This is a genomic window from Croceimicrobium sp., from assembly GCF_965228705.1.
Classification (GTDB): domain Bacteria; phylum Bacteroidota; class Bacteroidia; order Flavobacteriales; family Schleiferiaceae; genus Croceimicrobium.
Genome location: NZ_OZ245832.1, coordinates 2820150 through 2838564, shown reverse-complemented (window position 1 = coordinate 2838564; position 18415 = coordinate 2820150). Strand labels below are relative to the sequence as shown.

Below are 18415 nucleotides of genomic sequence, written 5' to 3'. Positions count from 1 at the left end.
TCACGTGAAACTAGCGGCCCATATAGACCAATAATACACTTATATCCGCAGGACTTACCCCGCTTATCTTTTTAGCCTCCTTAATACTGGTAGGCTTCATTTCGCTTAATTTCTCTCGAGCTTCATAGGACAAAGATTTGAGCTTATAATAGTCAAAGGCTTCAGGAATCTTTAAATCCTCTAAACGATCAATCTTAGCCGCGGCTTCCTTTTCTTTTTCCAAATAACCCGCATACTTAGTTTCGATCTCCACCCGTTCAATATTTTCCTTCAACAGCCCGTGTTCCGCAATCAACTCCTGATAAGCTTTCAATCCATCAAAGTCTGAAAACTGAAGCTGTGGGCGCGCAATCACCTTTTCAAACTTCATAGTTTGCTTTAAAGGACTTAAACCTTTTGCCTCTAGAATAGGATTTGCTTCGGCCTGACTAATACTATAACTAGACACCCAATCTTGTAAAACCTTAGTTTTTGATTGTTTCACGTGAAACGCATCCAGACGACCATCCGGTAATAAACCAATAGAATTACCCAAAGGACTTAAGCGTTCATCAGCATTATCTTGCCTTAAGAGAATTCTATACTCCGCACGGCTGGTAAACATTCTATACGGCTCCTCAGTCCCTTTTGTAATGAGATCATCTATTAAAACACCGATATATGCCTGATCGCGACTTAAAACCAGCGGCTCTTCTTCCTTTAAAGCCAAAACGGCATTAATACCTGCCATTAAACCCTGACTAGCAGCTTCTTCATAACCGGTAGTACCATTAATTTGACCTGCGAAATAAAGGCCTTTAACCAATTTTGTTTCTAGGCTGTGTTTTAATTGGGTAGGTGGGAAATAATCATACTCAATGGCATAACCCGGACGGAATATTCGCACATTCTCAAATCCTACGACCTTGCGCAAGGCCTTTTCTTGAACCTCTTGTGGTAAACTAGTACTAAATCCGTTCACATAAATCTCAACCGTGTTCCATCCCTCTGGTTCCACGAAAATCTGATGACGATCCTTATCCGCAAATCGATTGATTTTATCCTCAATCGAAGGACAATAACGTGGTCCAGTACTTTGAATAGACCCATTAAACATAGGGGATCGATCAAAGCCTTCTTTTAGGGTTTCATGTACCTCTGGACTCGTATAGGTGATATGGCAGCTACGTTGCTCCTTTAAAGCTCGCGTTTCCGAACCAAAAGAAAATTTTTCCGGCACCTCATCTCCTTTTTGCTCCTCCATCTTGGAGTAATCCAAAGAACGGCCGTCCACTCTGGGAGGGGTACCGGTTTTCATACGGCCCGATTCAAAGCCTAAATCTATCAACCTTTCCGTAATACCTGTAGAAGCTCGTTCTCCAGCTCTACCTCCCCCATAATTCTTATCCCCGATATGGATTAAGCCATTTAAAAAAGTGCCATTGGTTAGAATCACTTTGGAACCCAAAATTTCGACTCCCATACCCGTCTTCACACCTTTAACTTGCTCTCCTTCCACAATAAGGTCTACAACCATATCCTGGAAGAAATGCAAGGAAGGAATAGCTTCTAAAGCCAGACGCCACTCCTCTGCAAATCGCCAACGATCACTCTGAACACGTGGAGACCACATGGCCGGTCCTTTCGAACGATTGAGCATCCGAAACTGAATCGCTGTTTTGTCACTTATGATACCTGAAAGACCACCCAGGGCATCGATTTCTCTTACAATCTGACCCTTGGCAATGCCTCCCATGGCAGGATTACAGGACATCTGGCCAATAGTCTGTAGGTTCATTGTTACCAATAAGGTTTCCGCACCCATATTGGCACTAGCTGCCGCAGCTTCCGCACCAGCATGGCCTCCTCCAACTACAATAACATCGTACTTCTTATTGATCATAACAGTTTCACGTGAAACGTTTTAAATAAACTGAATTCCAATTATTTGGGCCGCGAAATTAAACATTTATCCTCTTCTGCCTTCATACGATCACGATCCTCAATAGACTTATCATCCCAGCCCATACAATGCAAGAGACCATGGATCATTACTCGCGCGAACTCTACCTCCAATTGCACTGTGTACTCCTTAGCACTTCGCTCAATAAAATCTACTCCCAGCCAAAGCTCTACACGTAAACGATCTGTGCGACTCTCATCCAAAGTAATAATGTCTGTAGGATAATCGTGATCAAGGATGGATTGATTGATCTCCTGAATTTGTAAATCATCCACAAAATGATAAACCAATCTGCCTATGCGATAAGACCTTTCTTCAACACATTGGGTAAGCCAAGACTGCCAACTAGTTTCATCATTCTCAATGAAATCAGGGACTAATCCTGTAAAATCAATTTTTGCCATAAATAAGGCTCTGATAAAAAGGCACCAAATTAAGAACTGAACGCTGATAAGCATCCTTAGAGCCTTCTTTGTTCAAAGTATCATTTGCAGAACCATCCAGCATAGACTGCGAAGATCCAATTTCAGCTTCCCTTTCTTCCTTCTGCTTACGCTCCTCTAAGGCCTTTTCATTTTCTAGTAAACGAGTCTCTACTCGCTTCATCCTTTCCTTATAGGCACCAATATTCTTCTCTAACAGGAGATCTTCCATCTTATCTAATTCCTCCAGCAATTCCGATTTCTTATCTCCATTTCCACCTCCGCCCTTTTCTTCGGACTCCGCATTTTCTATCATCCGGCGTAAAGCTTCTTGTTCGCTTAAAATTTCTCCTATTTCTTGCGAACTAGGTCCAGGTTTACCCTTTCCATCCTTTGAACCCTTCTGTAATTTATCCACCTTTTGTCCCATTTGAGATAACTTATCCGACATCTGTCCAGGCTTCGGCTTTCCTCCACCAGGCTTCTCACAATTTTGATTTCCTTGCTTTTGCGAAGCCATCATACTCATCATATTCTGCAAACTGGCATCCAACATTAGAGCTAATTCATTTGCTGCCATCATCGAATATTGGTGTTGCACAGCGGATTGCGGTTTCTCTTGATTCTGCAAATGCGTTTTTGCTAATTCCAGAGAACGCATCATCTTGGCTAACTCTTTAAAGACCTCATCCTTAATCTGAGGAGCTTTGGCAGCTAAAACTTCCAGGCTATCCTGGATTACCTGCGAACCCGCTAATAATCTGCTTTGCTCTGTTAATAGAAAACGATAACGAGGATCATCCTTGCCCAGATCCGTCACTTCTAAGCCATTTTGTTCTACATCTTTACTGAACTGCTTTAAGTTCTCCAGTATACGACGCAGACTTTGCATATTCATCGATAAGGCCTGACTTTGCATTTGACTCATCATTGCCATCAAAGACTCACTCATTTCCTTAGCTCCTTCAGAAGATTTCTGCTCAGATTCATTGGCTTTTTTAGAATCTCCAGACTGCTTTTGTTCCGATGATTCTTGCAAACCCTCCTCTGTCTTCTGCTCAGATTCCTTAAACTCCTCGCTGCTTAATAAATCATCCAACTGCTTATTCGATTCCGCTAGGCGTTCCAATTCTTCTTTAGCCTCTTGAAAATCCTTTTGAGCCTCTTGATTTGCCTTTTGATCTAAATCATCCTTTTGAGCCTCAGCTTTTAGCTTTTCAGATAGCTCATTTAATTTATCCGCTTGCTGCAATAAATCCCTTTGAAAAGCCAAATCCTCCAAAAGATCTTCCATTCGCTCTTCCTTGCGTAACTGCTCTTTATTCTCGGCCTGCAGTTGATCTAATTTCTGCTTCAAATCCTTCATATCGAGCTTCTCCATTAAAGCCCGAATCTCTTCTTCCAAAGCCTTGAGCCTATCTTCTTCTTTATTAGCCTCCTCTAAACGCTTCTGTAATTCTTCTGTGGGTAGTTTCTCTTCATCCAGTTTCTCCAGAGCCTCTTTTAGTTTTTCACGCTCTTTTATACGTTCCTCCTGTTGTTTGGCTAATTTTTGCAAATCCTCCTTTAGATTCTCCTTTTCCTTCCAATCCAGCGAATTCCTATCGAGCATATTCAGTTGCAAGCGATCCAAACTTCTCTCCATACTGCGCAATTCCTTTCGCCGTTCCTCCGAGCTAGCACTGAAGTTCTTGAGCTTTTGGATATTGGCCCGTTCCTCCTGGTCCTTACTTAAAGCCAATAACTCTATTCTTTCCGAACTACTGGATTTTGATCCATTCACCCCATCATTATCCCATACTCGGTAATAAACCGAAACCGAACTTTCGGCATCGGACAAAGTATCTAAATCAATCTCATCACTAAATGAAGAGCCCTTTGGATAAAAATTCTTTGTCCAGGTTCTATCACCTTGACTTAAAACCCGCTCCAAACGACTAATGCCGTAATCATCTTTAAAAGCCAGATTCAAACGCCATCGGTTTAAACTTAAACTATCCACCTGAAGTATTCTCATATCTGGATAGGCGTCAGGTATAACTTGAATTCGGCTCCCTTGAAATACTTGATTTTGAACCTTATTATTACGCAGTTCCAGGCTAAAGGTTAAATCCTGCATGGCCCGAAAACTTAAATTCCCCTCTTGAAAGGCCAGCGCACTATCCCGCAAAATCAAAGCAGCCATTTCTAAATGCTTCGCATCCTCAATTCGCAAGTTCAGCTTAGAGCCTAATGGTACTCTGTGTAAACTGGAAAGAGCCACATTCGATTTGGGTACCCGAGTATAAGCCGGTGGTTCTAAGGACAGGTATAAAGCACCAATAGCAGGCTTTTGATAAACATCTACATTACGACTTTCGCTGTAATACTCTAATGCCTTAAAACGAATCTTTAGATCTTGCTGAATATTCTCAACTTTAAGGGTCCAGGTCCGAGGGCCCGTTTTTACAGGCAAGTATTCTAGGCCATTCACCTCTGCGCTTAGTTCAGATGGAATTTGACTTCCCTCTAGGTCTAAGTCTAATGAAATTGATTCGCCATAAGCAACTTCCAAATTATCCTCGGGTAATAAAAATCGAAAAGGCGCAGGAGGAATAAAGTCCTGATTGTAATAGACCAATCTGCGACCGCTATCCAAAAACTTCTGACCCTCATCTGAATAAAAAAGAATCGCAACTAAAAGCAAAGGAACCCATAATAATGGGAGGACTTTCAACACTTTACGCCAAGCAATGAATTGATTAAAATCATATTGATCCAGATCTTGCAGCTTTTGCTCGATGGCAGCCATCAATAAACTCGAATCTGAAGCCCCCGCTTTCTCAAGAGTAAGCGTATTCAAAATACGATTATCCAAACCGGGTAAAGCCCTTCCTATTTCTGAAGCTGCAGATTCATAATTAAGTCCTTTGGTAATGCGCAGCATCCGCAAGAGCGGCACCAAGACATAGATCATTAACCAAAGGCTAAATAAAACGGTATAGGACCAAAACAAAATCGCCCGAGTTCCGGATGGAAAGCGACCAAAATATTCTACCCCCGACCACAGTAAATAAGTAATCAGGCTAAAGCCTGTCCAAAAGACTAAACCTCGTACCAGCTTTAGTGCATAATACTTCCGAATGTAAGCGTCGAGCTTCTTTTTGAGTGTATCTATTCCCGCCATAAATCCAACAGAGCTTCAAAGGTAAAGAGCTGGCAGAAACACTATCTTTGCCGCCCTTTAAAGATTTGTTATGAGTAATGCTAAAGTACGCGTAAGGTTTGCACCAAGCCCCACTGGTCCACTACATATGGGAGGGGTACGTACCGCACTATATAACTACCTCTTTGCCAAACAGCAAGGTGGCGATTTTATTTTACGCATCGAGGATACCGACCAAACTCGTTTTGTTCCCGGCGCCGAAGAATATATTATCGAGTCCTTAAAATGGTGTGGCATCACTCCAGATGAAGGTCAAGGTTTCGGTGGAAACTACGGTCCCTATCGTCAAAGTGAACGCAAAGCTATGTACCGTCAATATGCCGAGCAATTAGTTGCCGATGGACATGCCTATTATGCCTTCGACAGCGCGGAAGATTTAGATCGCGTTCGTCAAATGGCAAAGGATGCCGGTTCTCCAAACTGGCAATACAACCACATTACCCGCAATAGCATGAAGAATTCTCTCACCTTATCTCAAAATGAGGTGGAGAAAAAATTAGAAGCCGGTGAACCTTATGTGGTACGCATTAAACTCAATCGCAATGAAGAGGTAAAATTCGAAGACATTGTACGCGGCTGGGTAAGTGTAAATACCAACAATATGGATGATAAAGTGCTCTTTAAATCCGATGGTATGCCTACTTATCACCTGGCCAATATTGTGGACGATCATTTAATGGAAATCAGCCATGTAATTCGTGGTGAAGAATGGTTACCCTCTGCTCCTTTGCATGTACTACTCTATCGCTATTTAGGTTGGGAAGAGACCATGCCTCAATTCGCACATTTACCGCTTTTATTGAAACCTGATGGAAACGGTAAACTCAGCAAGCGTGATGGCGATCGTTTAGGTTTCCCGGTATTTCCTTTGGAATGGCATAATCAAGAAAGTGGTGAAGTATTTTCAGGATACCGTGAAAACGGCTATTTCCCGGATGCCTTTATCAATATGCTCGCTTTCTTGGGTTGGAACCCTGGAACCGCTCAAGAATTATTCAGCTTAGATGAGTTAGTAGCTGCCTTTAGTCTTAAAAAGGTTAATAAGGCTGGAGCCCGATACGATCACGATAAAACCCGTTGGTTCAATCAACAATACCTCCGCCTTAAATCTGATGCTGAATTAGGAAAACTTCTTCAAGCGGAAGCTTCCGAACAAGGAGTTGAAGTAAGCTTAGAAAAAGCTGAATGTATTGCTGCCTTGATGAAGGAAAGAGCTTATTTCATCAAAGACCTTTGGGAAGATTCGCAATTCTTTTTTGCCGCTCCTCAAGAATACGATGAGAAAACCCTGCGCAAGAAATGGAATGAAGAAGCCCGTGCTCATGTAAGGGAACTAAAAAACCGTTTTGAGGCCCTAGAAGATTTTAGCACTGAAAACATTGAAGCAGCTTTTAAAGCCTATTTAAGCGAAAATGAATTAGGTTTTGGAAAGGTAGGACCTGGATTCCGTTTAGCCGTAACAGGTATGGGTATGGGTCCCTCCATGTTCGAAATATGTGCTATTCTGGGTAAGGAAGAAACCTTGAATCGCTTAAACCTTGCTTTAGAGCAATTACCTTAATGGATAAAATCAGCGTAGAAGGTATTCGTCTATATGCCTATCACGGCTGTTTGGATGAGGAAGGTAAGATTGGAACCGAATATTCGGTAGATGTGGAAGTATGGGGCGAAGTACAGGCCGCCATTGATCATGACGATCTTTCTCAAACCATGGACTACGTTACGATCAACCGCGTAGTGGCGGATCGAATGGCTATTCGTCACAAATTAATTGAAACCGTGGCGGATCAGATTTTAGGGGATATTTTTAAGGAAATGCCTTTGGTTCAGAAGGCAAAAATTAAGCTCTCTAAATTACATCCTCCCATTAACGGCGATGTAAAGCGTGTTAGCATTGAATTAAAGCGGAAGCGCAAGCATTATCTCCCGCAATAATTTTATATTTGCCGTCCTTTCAGGGTTCCGTGGCCGAGTGGCTAGGCAGAGGTCTGCAAAACCTTGTACAGCGGTTCGAATCCGCTCGGAACCTCCAAGAAATCCCGGTTAAAGCCGGGATTTTTTTTGCCTATGACTTATCTCGAAGAAAATTACTTTTCGCAACATAGCGCACTTCATCTAGCACCCAAACTATTGGGTAAAATAATTGAACGCAAGCATGAAGGTCAATGGCTTAAAGCCGAAATCACTGAGGTAGAAGCTTACCTGGCCCAAAACGATCGTGCCTGCCATGCTTCAAATAATCGACGTACCCCTCGCACGGAAATTATGTTTCAACCTGGAGGTAAACTCTATATGTACCTCTGTTACGGTATTCATGAACTTTGCAATATCACTTGCAATGGCCTTGATGTTCCTGAAGCTATATTAATTCGCGCCGCCACTATTATTGAAGGTCAGGAACAGATCCAAAAACTAAGGCCTAAGAAAAAAAGTGGAGAGCTACTTAGCGGACCCGGAAACTTTAGCAAAGGCTTGGCTTTGAATCGATCTGATTATGGAAAAAGTATCCTTAATCCAGACTTTCGAATTCTCGATATGCCCGATCTTAGTCCTGCTGAAATCATTGCTAAACCCAGAATTGGCGTGGATTATGCCGGAGACGACGCCCTGCTACCCTATCGCTTCTATCTAAGAGATCGATCCAGCGTAAGCAAAAAGTGATAAATGTTAGTTCCTATTTAATTCCCAGTCTCTAAATTTGTCGCCTATTTTTAATTGGTCTAAATAAGATAGATGGTTCGGGTTGCAAGATTTTTAATGATTGTAGGATTGCTTTTTAGCTCATTTTCAAGCTTAAAAGCCAATGATGAGAATGCCCGCATGATGGTTCATTTACTGGACTATATCGCGGTAGACTACTCCGCAGCGGTAAATCAAGGTTCGGTAATTAATGCGGCCGAGTATTCGGAAATGCAAGAATTTATTGCGACCATCAGCACTTTGGGCGAATCTGCCCCAGCGGCGGTAAAATCCGACATTAAAGTATTGCAGCAACTCATCGAGCAAAAGGCCTCCCAAGAGAAAATTGCTTCGGTTTCCAATTCCATCAAACAAAAAATCATTTCTAGTTACAATCTGGAAATTGCTCCCAAGCGTTGGCCCAATTTAGATAATGGCCGCGAACTTTATGCCCTTAACTGTAAAAGCTGTCATGGCGAAAATGGTTTTGGCGATGGTATTTTGGGAGCCGGTTTAGAACCCTCACCCACCAATTTCCATGATCCAGATAAAGCTAATGGACTATCCCCTTTTCAAGCTTACAATACCATTCGTTTAGGGGTAGATAATACCGCTATGCGCGCCTTTGATGAGCTGAATGATGACGAAGTATGGGACCTAGCCTTTTATGTTTTAAGCCTCCCTCATACCGCCTCTCAGGTTGATTTAGATGAACAAGCCGAAATTGGCTTTCAGGTTAATCTGGAAAAATTAGCTTCTCGTAGTAATCAGGAATTGAAAGAAAGTCTCCAGCCTGGAGCGGCAGCTGAAAACCTAATTTCAGCCTTGCGCTTGTATCCCAAAGAAATTGCCGAAAAGAGTCAGGGCGACTATCTGGACCAGGCCGTTCGACTATTAAAAGCGGCTAAAACCGCTTATCAGAATGGTGATATTTCTAAAGCCCGTACCCTGGCCTTAACCGCCTACCTCGAAGGTGTTGAACCGGTAGAAGTACAATTACGTGCCAATGATGCCAGCTTCTCCGCTAAATTAGAAGGTCAATTAGCTAAAGTTCGCAGCAGTATTGAAGGTGGACAAAGTCCGGAAATTGTGGGCGCGGAAGTAGAAGCCAGTGTGCAGATGATTTACCAGGCTAAAGAAAAACTGCGTAATAAAACCTTTACGGCCTGGTTGGCCTTTTTACTCTCTTCTTCTATTATTCTTCGCGAGGGTCTGGAAGCTTTCTTAGTGGTAATTACCATGCTTAGCATCGTTAGGGCCATCAAATTACCCAAGGCCAAAGCTTATGTTCATGCTGGATGGATGTCGGCCATTGTGGTAGGCTTTGCCATGTGGTTAGCGGCAGGTTCTCTCTTTAATTTCAGCGGTGCACAACGCGAATTAATGGAAGGACTAATTGCCTTATTTGCAGTGGGTGTCCTACTCTACGTCGGTTTTTGGATGCATAGTAAATCCGAAGCGGGCAAGTGGCAAGCTTATGTGAAGGAGAAAATTCAAAATTTAGCCCGCACCGAAAACCTCATTGGTTTAGCCTTCCTTTCCTTCCTGGTCGTTTTCCGTGAAGCTTTCGAATCGGTTCTTTTTCTTTCTGCTTTGAGTTTAGAAGTAGGTGATAGTCAACAAGCGGCCTTCGGAGGCGGAATCATTTTTGCCTTTGCCCTCCTAGCTATTATCAGTGTGCTAATCATGCGCTTCTCTAAAAAGCTTCCAATCTCCAAGCTCTTTAAATACTCCGCATTGATCATTTCAGGATTGGCGGTAATTCTTACTGGTAAAGGTTTGAACGCCATTCAAGAAGCAGGAAGTATTTCCATTACTGTAATGCCAATCGACTTACGAATCGACGCATTGGGCTTTTATCCTACCTGGGAAACGGCAATTGGTCAAATAGCTATTCTGCTATTGGTAATTGTTTTGTGGAATTTTGCGAATCGCAGTAGTAGTCCTAAATCTTCCAAAACAGTTTCCGCTCAATAGAAATAAGAAGTGCGTAATTTCGTTGGAGATAAAACATCTCTGATGAAAAAATTACTTCTCTTCCCCATTCTACTTTTTGGATTTCAGGCTTTCGCCGATGAAGGAAAACGCCTCAGCTCCAAGCTTGACGCCGTAACTCTCTATGCTCAAGGAGCAGCTTATAGCCGTGAAATAAGTACCAATCTCCAAGCGGGAGATCAGACCTTGATCTTTGAAGGTCTACCCCTAAATCTGGAACCCTCCAGCGTGCAAATCGGTAGCGATAAAAACCTGGAATTTATCAGCATTAGTACAGGTAATACACCTTTCGACGAGCGTGAAAAGCCTGCTAAATTTCAACAACTCGAAAGACAGATTAAGGAAATCAATCTACAAAGTGAAGATATCCAGGCCGAGATTGAAGCCTTGCAATTAGAATTAGAGTTTCTAACTAATAACACCAAACTAGGCGGTAATGAAGGCTTTAGTTTGGCCGAATTGCAACAGATCAGCACATATGCTCGCGATCAAAAATTACAGAACAAACGCAGTCAGCTTAAAAAGCAACGGGTACTGCAAGACCTGAACGACAAACGAAAAGAACTGCAAACCGAATTGCAAAAAATCCGTCAGGAGATGTCTTTATTGAGCGGTGAAATCATTGTGAAATTGAACAGTAGCCGGGCGCAAAATGTGCGTTTCTCTGTGCACTATACCGTACGTTCTAATGCTTCCTGGAGCAGTAATTACAATCTCTATTTCGACGGTTTGGATAGGGATCTACGCATGGTACATAAGGCCAATGTGTATCAGGGCAGCGGCGAAGATTGGGAAAATGTAGCCTTAAAATTGGTTACGGGTAACCCTAATCAAAATGTGACTATGCCGCAGATTTATCCTCAGTATATCCAGTTTATGCATAAATCAAGTCCAGCTAAACTAAGAGGTGCAAGAGCCGATAGTTATGAAAGTTATGACGTGGATGGTGTTAGTGTTCAGAACAGCCCTAATTCAAATATGCTCGGCAACACCGTTTTCGCCATCAATTCTCAGCAAACCCGATTGGAATTTATCCCGGAGCGTCGTTACAGCATTCCCAATCAAAAAACGGAAAACATTGTAATTCGAGAGTTGGCCTTAAAAGCCGAATACGAATACCAAAGCAGCCCCAGCCTTGATCCGGCCGCTTATCTTATGGCCATTGTAAAAGATTGGGAACAACATCAGTTATTGGATGGTGAATTGAGCATTTACAATCAAGGTTTATTTATCGGTAAAAGCTTTAGTCAGTTTGAAGCTACCAGCGATAGTTTGCAGCTCTCATTAGGTAAGGATCCGGGTATTGTGATCACCCGAGATCGCCTCTTTAATGAAGAGAGTAAATCCTTCTTGGGTAGCGATCGTATCCAGAAATACGAATACCAGATCAGCCTACGTAATACCAAACCTCAGAATGTGAAAATCCGGGTATTTGATCAAATTCCGGTAAGCCAAAATGAAGATATCAAAGTGAAATCTGAGATTGAAAATCAAGGAAAACTCAATCTTAAAACCGGTATTATCACCTGGGAAATGGACTTAAAACCCAAATCTGAATCCCAATTGAAATTTAGCTTCGAAGTCCGTTCTCCTAAAGATCAAACTATAAGCTGGTAATGGCTTATATGGGATTTGGCATGAAGAAAGAAACTTATGCCAGAAAACCTCGTAAGATCTTCAAACACCTGAAAAATATTTATGGTGATAAGCTCGATAAATTTGATCATCACCATAAACAAACCGAACTCAATTCGCAAGAGTTTAGTGATGAGGATCGTAAGGCTTTACAAGCAAAACTGAAACAAAAATCCAAAGCAGAGAGTCGCCATAAGCTGCGACTTCTCTTGCTTTCCGTTGTTTTAATGATCCTCGGTTTAGCCGGCTTTGTTTGGCTCTTTCGCCTCTATTTTTCCTGGTGATTGGGATAATAGGTATCCGCCACATGCTCGGCTAAAGAATTAAACTCCAAAAAGCATAAATCTTCCAGAGCCTCTACCCGATGTTTAATTCCGGGATAAATGCGAATTAAAGTCGGGGCTTCAATCAATTTAGAATGCTGATAAATACCTTCTGGCTCATCCGTCCAATACAGCTTTAACCGACCGGAAATAATGAGCATTTCCTCAGGATTCTTAGTAGTAGATTTTCCTTCATGCCAATGATTACCGCTAAAACTTCCCTTCTTTCGAAATGCTAATATTCTGCCCTTTTGACTGTGGATACCTTCAAAATCATAAGTACGATTTCCCTCCTTTTCAGAAAGCAGATTTAGATCCAGAACTTCAACTTGATTCATTCTTCAAAAATCAAGTATATCCGGCTCATTTCCCAACTGAAAAACTAATTTCGTTGCTTAAAATCCTAAGACATGAACCTCTCAGAAATTAACAACATTTTAGAAGGATTAGGGATATCCAAAGAAAACCCCGGCAGTTCTACCGGAAAAGAGTTTTTTGGAGCTGGTCCTAAAATTGTTTCGCATACGCCCATCAATGGTCAAGAATTAGCCAGCGTTACTCAAACTACGCGCGAAGAGTACGAAGCTATTATGGCTAAAAGCGACGAAGCTTTTAAAGTATGGCGTACCATGCCCGCTCCCAAGCGTGGTGAAATTGTACGTCAGTATGGAAACAAACTCCGTGAAAACAAAGATCTATTAGGTCGCCTGGTATCCCTGGAAATGGGTAAATCCCTCCAAGAAGGTTGGGGTGAAGTACAAGAGATGATCGACATCTGTGATTTTGCTGTAGGCCTATCCCGTCAATTGTACGGTCTTACCATGCACTCAGAGCGTCCTTCTCACCGTATGTACGAGCAATGGCATCCTATGGGTACCGTGGGTATCATATCCGCCTTTAACTTCCCAGTAGCTGTTTGGTGCTGGAATGCTGCCATCGCTTGGGTATGTGGTGATGTATGCGTTTGGAAACCTTCTGAAAAAGTGCCTTTATGTGGTATCGCTTGCCAGAATATTTTCAATGAAGTTTTAGAAGAAAACAATCTTCCCGAAGGTATTTCCTGCCTGGTAAATGGTGGTGTAGAAGTAGGTGAATGGATGACTCAAGACAAGCGCATGCCTTTAATCTCTGCCACCGGATCTATCCGCACGGGTAAGATTGTTGGTCAGACCGTAGCCGCTCGTTTAGGCAAAACTATCTTAGAGTTGGGTGGCAATAATGCCATTATCATTTCGGAAAAAGCTGATATCGAATCTACTTTGGTAGGAGCCGTATTTGGTGCCGTAGGTACTGCTGGTCAGCGTTGTACCAGTACCCGTCGATTAATCATCCACGAAAGTCAATACGATAATGTGATTGCCGCCCTTAAAAAGGCTTATGGTCAGCTGCGTATTGGCAATCCATTAGACATGAACAATCACGTAGGTCCACTTATCGATACCCTGGCCGTAGAGCAATACGAAATAGCTTTGGCTGCCATTAAAGAACAAGGCGGAACCATGATTGTGGAAGGTGAAGTATTGCAAGGCGATGAGTACAGCAGCGGTTGCTATGTGAAGCCTTGTATTGCTGAAGTGGAAAATCACTATGCTATCGTTCAACACGAAACCTTCGCTCCCATTTTATACGTGATGAAGTATAAGGATCTTGACGAAGCTATTGCCCTTCAAAATGGCGTGCCTCAGGGACTTTCTTCAGCTATTATGACTACAGATATGCGGGAGAGCGAATTATTCCTCTCAGCGGCTGGTAGCGACTGTGGAATCGCCAATGTGAACATTGGTACCAGCGGTGCTGAAATTGGTGGAGCCTTTGGCGGTGAAAAAGAAACCGGCGGTGGACGCGAAAGTGGATCCGATGCCTGGAAAGCTTATATGCGTCGTCAAACCAATACTATCAACTATTCTAAAGAAGTGCCTTTAGCACAAGGCATCAAATTCGATTTATAGTCCGCTAAAATCGAACTGATATTGAAAAGTGAACCGCAGGATGTGGCGATGAAAAAATGCGCTGCCCCTGCGGTTTTTTTGATACCAGAATATATAATCCAAGCCATAGCTAAAGTCCTGATGCTTATAGCTTAAACCGCCAAAAATCCGATTCTGATCAAAGAATTGATAATCGGTATTTCCAGCTACATTGATATGCAATTCATCGCCGGCAGATATCTTCCAATGCTGATTCACAGCATAACTGTATTTCGCTAAGAAGCGCAATCGAACAACATAGTCTAAAAAGTTGAGTTCCCCGTCTAAGGGATCCCTATCGAAATTGCGCAGTTCGCTCTTCCATTGGGTAGCCAGAGATTTCTGCTCCCATTTAAATTTCCGGGCTAAAAAGAGCGCATAACGTTGCTCATGCAAAACTTGATTTACCGGAATATCAGCGGTACCAGGACCACTAATACTGAAATTGGTATATCCGATTCCGGTTTTCCAGGAAGGCGCAAAATGGTAGAACAATCGCAAATCCGGAAATACCCTTTGATGCGCTCGATCGGGAGCTAAAAATCTACGCTCTTCCAATTCCAGAGATCCCGACCATTTAGGGCTAAAGGTAAACTGCGTTTGCACTCTAAGCCAATACAAGCCATCTACATAATGACTCTGCCCTTTCAGTTTAACTGGATTAATACTAATTAAGATTAGGCTTATCAAGAGAAAGCCCAGTTCCCGGCGAATCCGCAAAATCCTGAATATCTTTGAGTTTATAATTCTACATCATGAGCCCTAAAGGTCACGAAGATCGTATTCACGGTAGCAAATATCCATTGATTAATCGGTTTCAGGAATATCTGGGGGAATTCGTTTATGGGGGAATTGATGGCAGTGTAACCACCTTTGCAGTGGTAGCCGGCGCTGCAGGTGCCACCCTCGATAGCGCTGTAGTCATCATTTTAGGCTTTGCCAACTTGATAGCCGATGGCTTTGCTATGTCGGTAGGAAGTTATCTATCTACCAAAAGTGAAAAGGAAAATTACAAGAAGCACGAGAATATTGAATACTGGGAAGTAGAACATCTTCCTGAAAAAGAAAAAGAAGAAATCCGCGATATCTACCGGGCCAAAGGTTTTGAAGGCGAAATCTTAGAGCAAATAGTAGATACCATTACCGCAGATAAAGATCGCTGGGTGGATGTGATGATGAAGGAAGAATTGGAAATGTCTGAAGAAACCAAATCCCCCTGGGCCATGGGGGGAGTTACCTTTTTAAGCTTCTTGCTTTTCGGTTTTATTCCCTTGTTGGTTTATGTTTTAGACTATCTCAAACTCATGTCGGCCGATAGTCCCTTATTCCTCTATTCTTCCATTTTAACCGGACTGGTCTTTATGCTGATCGGTTATTTAAAAGCCATAGTTACCCAAACCAAAGTAATACGCAGTATGCTGGAAACCTTTTTCCTGGGAGCTGCCGCTGCGGGATTGGCTTATTTAGTAGGAGATGTTTTGGAAGGGCTTTTCAGTTAGCCTAGAGAAAATCCTGAACCGCTTTGATATTGCTAGCTGAGCGCAGATTTACCTCCGGACCCATAGGCATATTAATAATGAAAGTAGTTCCCTCATTGATCTTGGATTCGATATCAAAATAGGATTCATTTTCGCGAAGGAAATCGCGTACGATCACCATACCAATACCCGTTCCTGATTCATTAAAAGTTCCATTAATAGAATCTACCGCCTGATCCCCGGAAACCAATTGTTCCTTTTGATACTGATCCATGCCTATACCCTCATCTCGAATGTAGAGGTAAACTCGTTTCTTCTGTGTATTGGCTTTGGCCGATATGTGAATGGTAGAATTAGCGGGTGAAAACTTATAAGCATTGCTGAATAAATTCCGCAATACACTGTCAAAATGATCCTTATCGAAAACAATAGAAAGTTGATCCGGAATATCAAAAACCACCTTGATCTTCTTCTTATCCAAAGCAATACTAAAATGAAGCAGCGCTCTTTTAACAGTATTAGCAAGGGCTAAATATTCAGGCTTCAAAGTAACTCCTGCAAACTGCGCCTTACTCCAGGTAAGCACATTGGTCACCAAATCCGAAGTAGATTGTACCGAAGCTTTTAAACTGCTTAAAATACTCTTGCGATCTTCCGCTTCCAATTGCTCACCTTCAACCAAGTCAATAACTCCAATAATCTGATTAAAAGGTTGTCGCAGGTCATGAGCCAAAATGGAGAAAAGACGGTCTTTACTGCTATTTAATTTCTCCAGTTCTGCATTTCGATCTTCCAGATCTTCAGCTTGATTTTGAATTTCCTGCTTTTGATTCTCGATTTGATTATTTTGACGTACCAATTGCTCATTGGCGGCATTCATCTGTTTATTACTGCGATAAAGCAATACTAGAAAGCCTAATACGCCAATCAATAAAATTAGGGCGAAGACCAGCAGAGTATTCTGTAAATTAATTTCTTCTTCTTGCAATCGAGACTTGGTCTTCATCAGCTCTCGATAGCGATTCTCCATTTCCTCATCAAATTGTTTCATAGCAGCTATGCCATCCACTTCATTGATAATTCTGCGCGCTTCTGAACTGCGTTCCAAATGTTTTAGAGCTCTGGCTTCATCGCCTTTCTTTTTATAGAATTTATAGAGCTCATCATTCATGTCTACCACGAAAGTCGGACTGCGCTCAAAAGGCTCCATATTCCTTAAAACCAAATTCGCATAATATTCCGCTTTATCAAGCTCATTCACCACGGTGTAATGCGACATCAAAAACAAATGACTGTAGGTAATAAAATATGGATCTCCGTAGGCTTTATTTAATTCTAAAGCCTTTTCGGCATAAGCCAGGGCTAAATCCATATCCCCTCTTTGCTCCGCCGAAATACTTAAAACTTCCAATGCTCCGGAACGCGTGGTTAAGAGCGAATCTTCAGCCGTATAACTGTAGGCTTTTTTAGCATGGTACTCTGCTAATTCGGTAACCCCTAAATCACTGTAAATCCAGGCATAATTTAAATGCAATGCCGGACTGAGATAATAAGCGATATAACCACTTTCATGTTGAGCACGCCAGGCTTTATGCAAATAGCGTAGCGAAAGCTCCAATTGACCTTGAGAATAAACGATATCACTTAGCCGGTTATAATAGAAAGGATCATTATCCTTTTTATTACCCATTTTTATATCAATTTCCCGGGCTAAATGTAAGTAGCGCAATGCGGTGGTATATTCCCCCAGATACTCGTGATAATTACTCAAATTATAAATCGCGGTGCTGAGACCAGTGGAATCCTTTAAAATGCGAAAAAGCTTAATGGATTGATCTGCATAGATTTTCGCAGAATCCACCTCATCGCGCATATAGGCATCTAAACCTTTGAGATCTAAGGCATAGGCAAGATTGCTACTATCTTTGAGAAACAAAGCTGCCTTATAATATTTATCGGTTTCAATTCGACCTTCTACCAGGTCATTACCGATTTGATCGAAAGCGAGATAATACAAACTATCCAGATCCCATTTCCGCACCTGCTGTGCATCCATGGATATCATGGTAATAGGCATAATGCTCAACATTAAGGCCTTAATCGTATTTCCCCAACATAACTTCAATCCCAAAAAATATTCCGCAAAGTTACGGATTAAAAAAAATATCTCAGTATAAAATATTGGATGCTAGGCACTTTCGAATTGGAGGCAAATATCAAACTCTAGTTCAATTTGTCGGCCTATGGCAAAGCTTCCACTTTCGCCGATTCCAAATTCAAAGCGGTCCAAACTGTAGTCTACAAAAAGTTGATAGCCATACTTATCCTGGCTATAACCTACATAGAGCGCCACAGTTTTTCGATGCTCCTTTATAAACAAGTCCCCCGTTACAATCAGTTGATTTTTAGCTTCTTTGCTAATTTCCCTACTCTTAAATACAATTTCGGGATATTCCAATCCATTAAAAAAATGAACCGCTTCTATCAACTGCTTATCGCGTTCCGGTATGCCGGTGCGAATGCCATCAATGGGCCAGCGTAGATTTAAAAAACTTTGATCTAATGCGTGAATATTAAAATCTACTTCAACCTTAGCTTCTTTAAAAAAGCCTTTCACTTTGTTGAAGCGCATATTGACTGCGGTAAAGTTATAAGTACAGGCATCATTCCTCACCTTGGTGGTACGGTACTGCTCCTTATCCCCCAGTCCAAATACTTTCGCAAGTTTTGAGATCATTCCTTAAATATTCCCCTGCCCTTAGTTTTCAA

At 42.0% G+C, this 18415-nt stretch carries 15 protein-coding genes and 1 tRNA gene; 9 read left to right on the top strand and 7 right to left on the bottom strand.

Annotation, left to right across the window (positions count from 1 at the left end):
* Positions 1-10: 10 nt before the first annotated feature.
* Genes mnmG through ACO05P_RS12720 form a run of 3 tightly spaced genes read right to left on the bottom strand, consistent with a single transcriptional unit; the run spans position 11 to position 5530 of the window.
* Positions 11-1882, bottom strand: coding sequence for a tRNA uridine-5-carboxymethylaminomethyl(34) synthesis enzyme MnmG (mnmG, locus tag ACO05P_RS12730; RefSeq protein WP_421751379.1), 1872 nt, complete (start codon positions 1880-1882; stop codon positions 11-13).
* A 41-nt stretch (positions 1883-1923) separates the two neighbouring features.
* Entirely contained in the window at positions 1924-2346 is a 423-nt protein-coding gene (ybeY, locus tag ACO05P_RS12725) for an rRNA maturation RNase YbeY (protein WP_421751377.1), read from the bottom strand.
* Positions 2333-5530 (bottom strand): hypothetical protein, encoded by a 3198-nt coding sequence (locus ACO05P_RS12720; RefSeq protein WP_421751376.1) that lies wholly within the window; start codon positions 5528-5530, stop codon positions 2333-2335. Before ACO05P_RS12720 ends, ybeY begins: the two co-directional genes overlap by 14 nt.
* Positions 5531-5600: 70 nt before the next feature.
* Here ACO05P_RS12720 and gltX point away from each other — a divergent pair, with 70 nt between their 5' ends.
* The 7 genes from gltX (at position 5601) to ACO05P_RS12685 (ending at position 12162) form a co-directional block, all read left to right on the top strand.
* Positions 5601-7130, top strand: coding sequence for a glutamate--tRNA ligase (gene gltX, locus ACO05P_RS12715; protein WP_421751375.1), 1530 nt, complete (start codon positions 5601-5603; stop codon positions 7128-7130).
* A complete protein-coding gene (folB, locus tag ACO05P_RS12710; RefSeq protein ID WP_421751373.1) occupies positions 7130-7504 on the top strand; it encodes a dihydroneopterin aldolase in 375 nt (124 codons plus the stop codon). The genes gltX and folB overlap by 1 nt, the downstream gene beginning before the upstream one ends.
* A gap of 23 nt (positions 7505-7527) precedes the next feature.
* Positions 7528-7601, top strand: a tRNA-Cys gene (locus ACO05P_RS12705).
* 35 nt (positions 7602-7636) lie between these two features.
* Positions 7637-8230, top strand: coding sequence for a DNA-3-methyladenine glycosylase (locus tag ACO05P_RS12700; protein ID WP_421751371.1), 594 nt, complete (start codon positions 7637-7639; stop codon positions 8228-8230).
* Positions 8231-8302: 72 nt separating this feature from the next.
* Entirely contained in the window at positions 8303-10225 is a 1923-nt protein-coding gene (locus ACO05P_RS12695; protein WP_421751370.1) for a cytochrome c/FTR1 family iron permease, read from the top strand.
* 42 nt (positions 10226-10267) lie between these two features.
* On the top strand, positions 10268-11860 hold the full coding sequence (locus ACO05P_RS12690) for a mucoidy inhibitor MuiA family protein (RefSeq protein WP_421751369.1): 1593 nt from the start codon (positions 10268-10270) through the stop codon (positions 11858-11860).
* A 20-nt stretch (positions 11861-11880) separates the two neighbouring features.
* A complete protein-coding gene (locus ACO05P_RS12685) occupies positions 11881-12162 on the top strand; it encodes a hypothetical protein (RefSeq protein WP_210760365.1) in 282 nt (93 codons plus the stop codon).
* Here the strand turns inward: ACO05P_RS12685 and ACO05P_RS12680 are convergent.
* Positions 12147-12539, bottom strand: a complete 393-nt coding sequence (locus tag ACO05P_RS12680; protein ID WP_421751367.1) for a hypothetical protein — start codon at positions 12537-12539, stop codon at positions 12147-12149. The two genes, ACO05P_RS12685 and ACO05P_RS12680, sit on opposite strands and share 16 nt — an antisense overlap.
* A 72-nt stretch (positions 12540-12611) precedes the next feature.
* Here ACO05P_RS12680 and ACO05P_RS12675 point away from each other — a divergent pair, with 72 nt between their 5' ends.
* Positions 12612-14150, top strand: coding sequence for an aldehyde dehydrogenase family protein (locus ACO05P_RS12675; RefSeq protein ID WP_421751365.1), 1539 nt, complete (start codon positions 12612-12614; stop codon positions 14148-14150).
* Here the strand turns inward: ACO05P_RS12675 and ACO05P_RS12670 are convergent.
* A complete protein-coding gene (locus ACO05P_RS12670) occupies positions 14145-14888 on the bottom strand; it encodes a DUF2490 domain-containing protein (RefSeq protein ID WP_421751363.1) in 744 nt (247 codons plus the stop codon). The two genes, ACO05P_RS12675 and ACO05P_RS12670, sit on opposite strands and share 6 nt — an antisense overlap.
* A 35-nt stretch (positions 14889-14923) precedes the next feature.
* Between ACO05P_RS12670 and ACO05P_RS12665 the strand changes: the two genes are divergently transcribed.
* On the top strand, positions 14924-15667 hold the full coding sequence (locus ACO05P_RS12665; protein WP_421751362.1) for a VIT1/CCC1 transporter family protein: 744 nt from the start codon (positions 14924-14926) through the stop codon (positions 15665-15667).
* Between the two features lies 1 nt (position 15668).
* Here the strand turns inward: ACO05P_RS12665 and ACO05P_RS12660 are convergent, their stop codons facing one another.
* Both ACO05P_RS12660 and ACO05P_RS12655 read right to left on the bottom strand, forming a co-directional pair.
* Positions 15669-17771: a tetratricopeptide repeat-containing sensor histidine kinase gene (locus ACO05P_RS12660; protein WP_421751360.1), complete on the bottom strand. Its 2103-nt coding sequence runs from the start codon at positions 17769-17771 to the stop codon at positions 15669-15671.
* A 63-nt stretch (positions 17772-17834) separates the two neighbouring features.
* A complete protein-coding gene (locus tag ACO05P_RS12655; protein ID WP_421751358.1) occupies positions 17835-18383 on the bottom strand; it encodes a YceI family protein in 549 nt (182 codons plus the stop codon).
* Between the last annotated feature and the right edge of the window lie 32 nt (positions 18384-18415).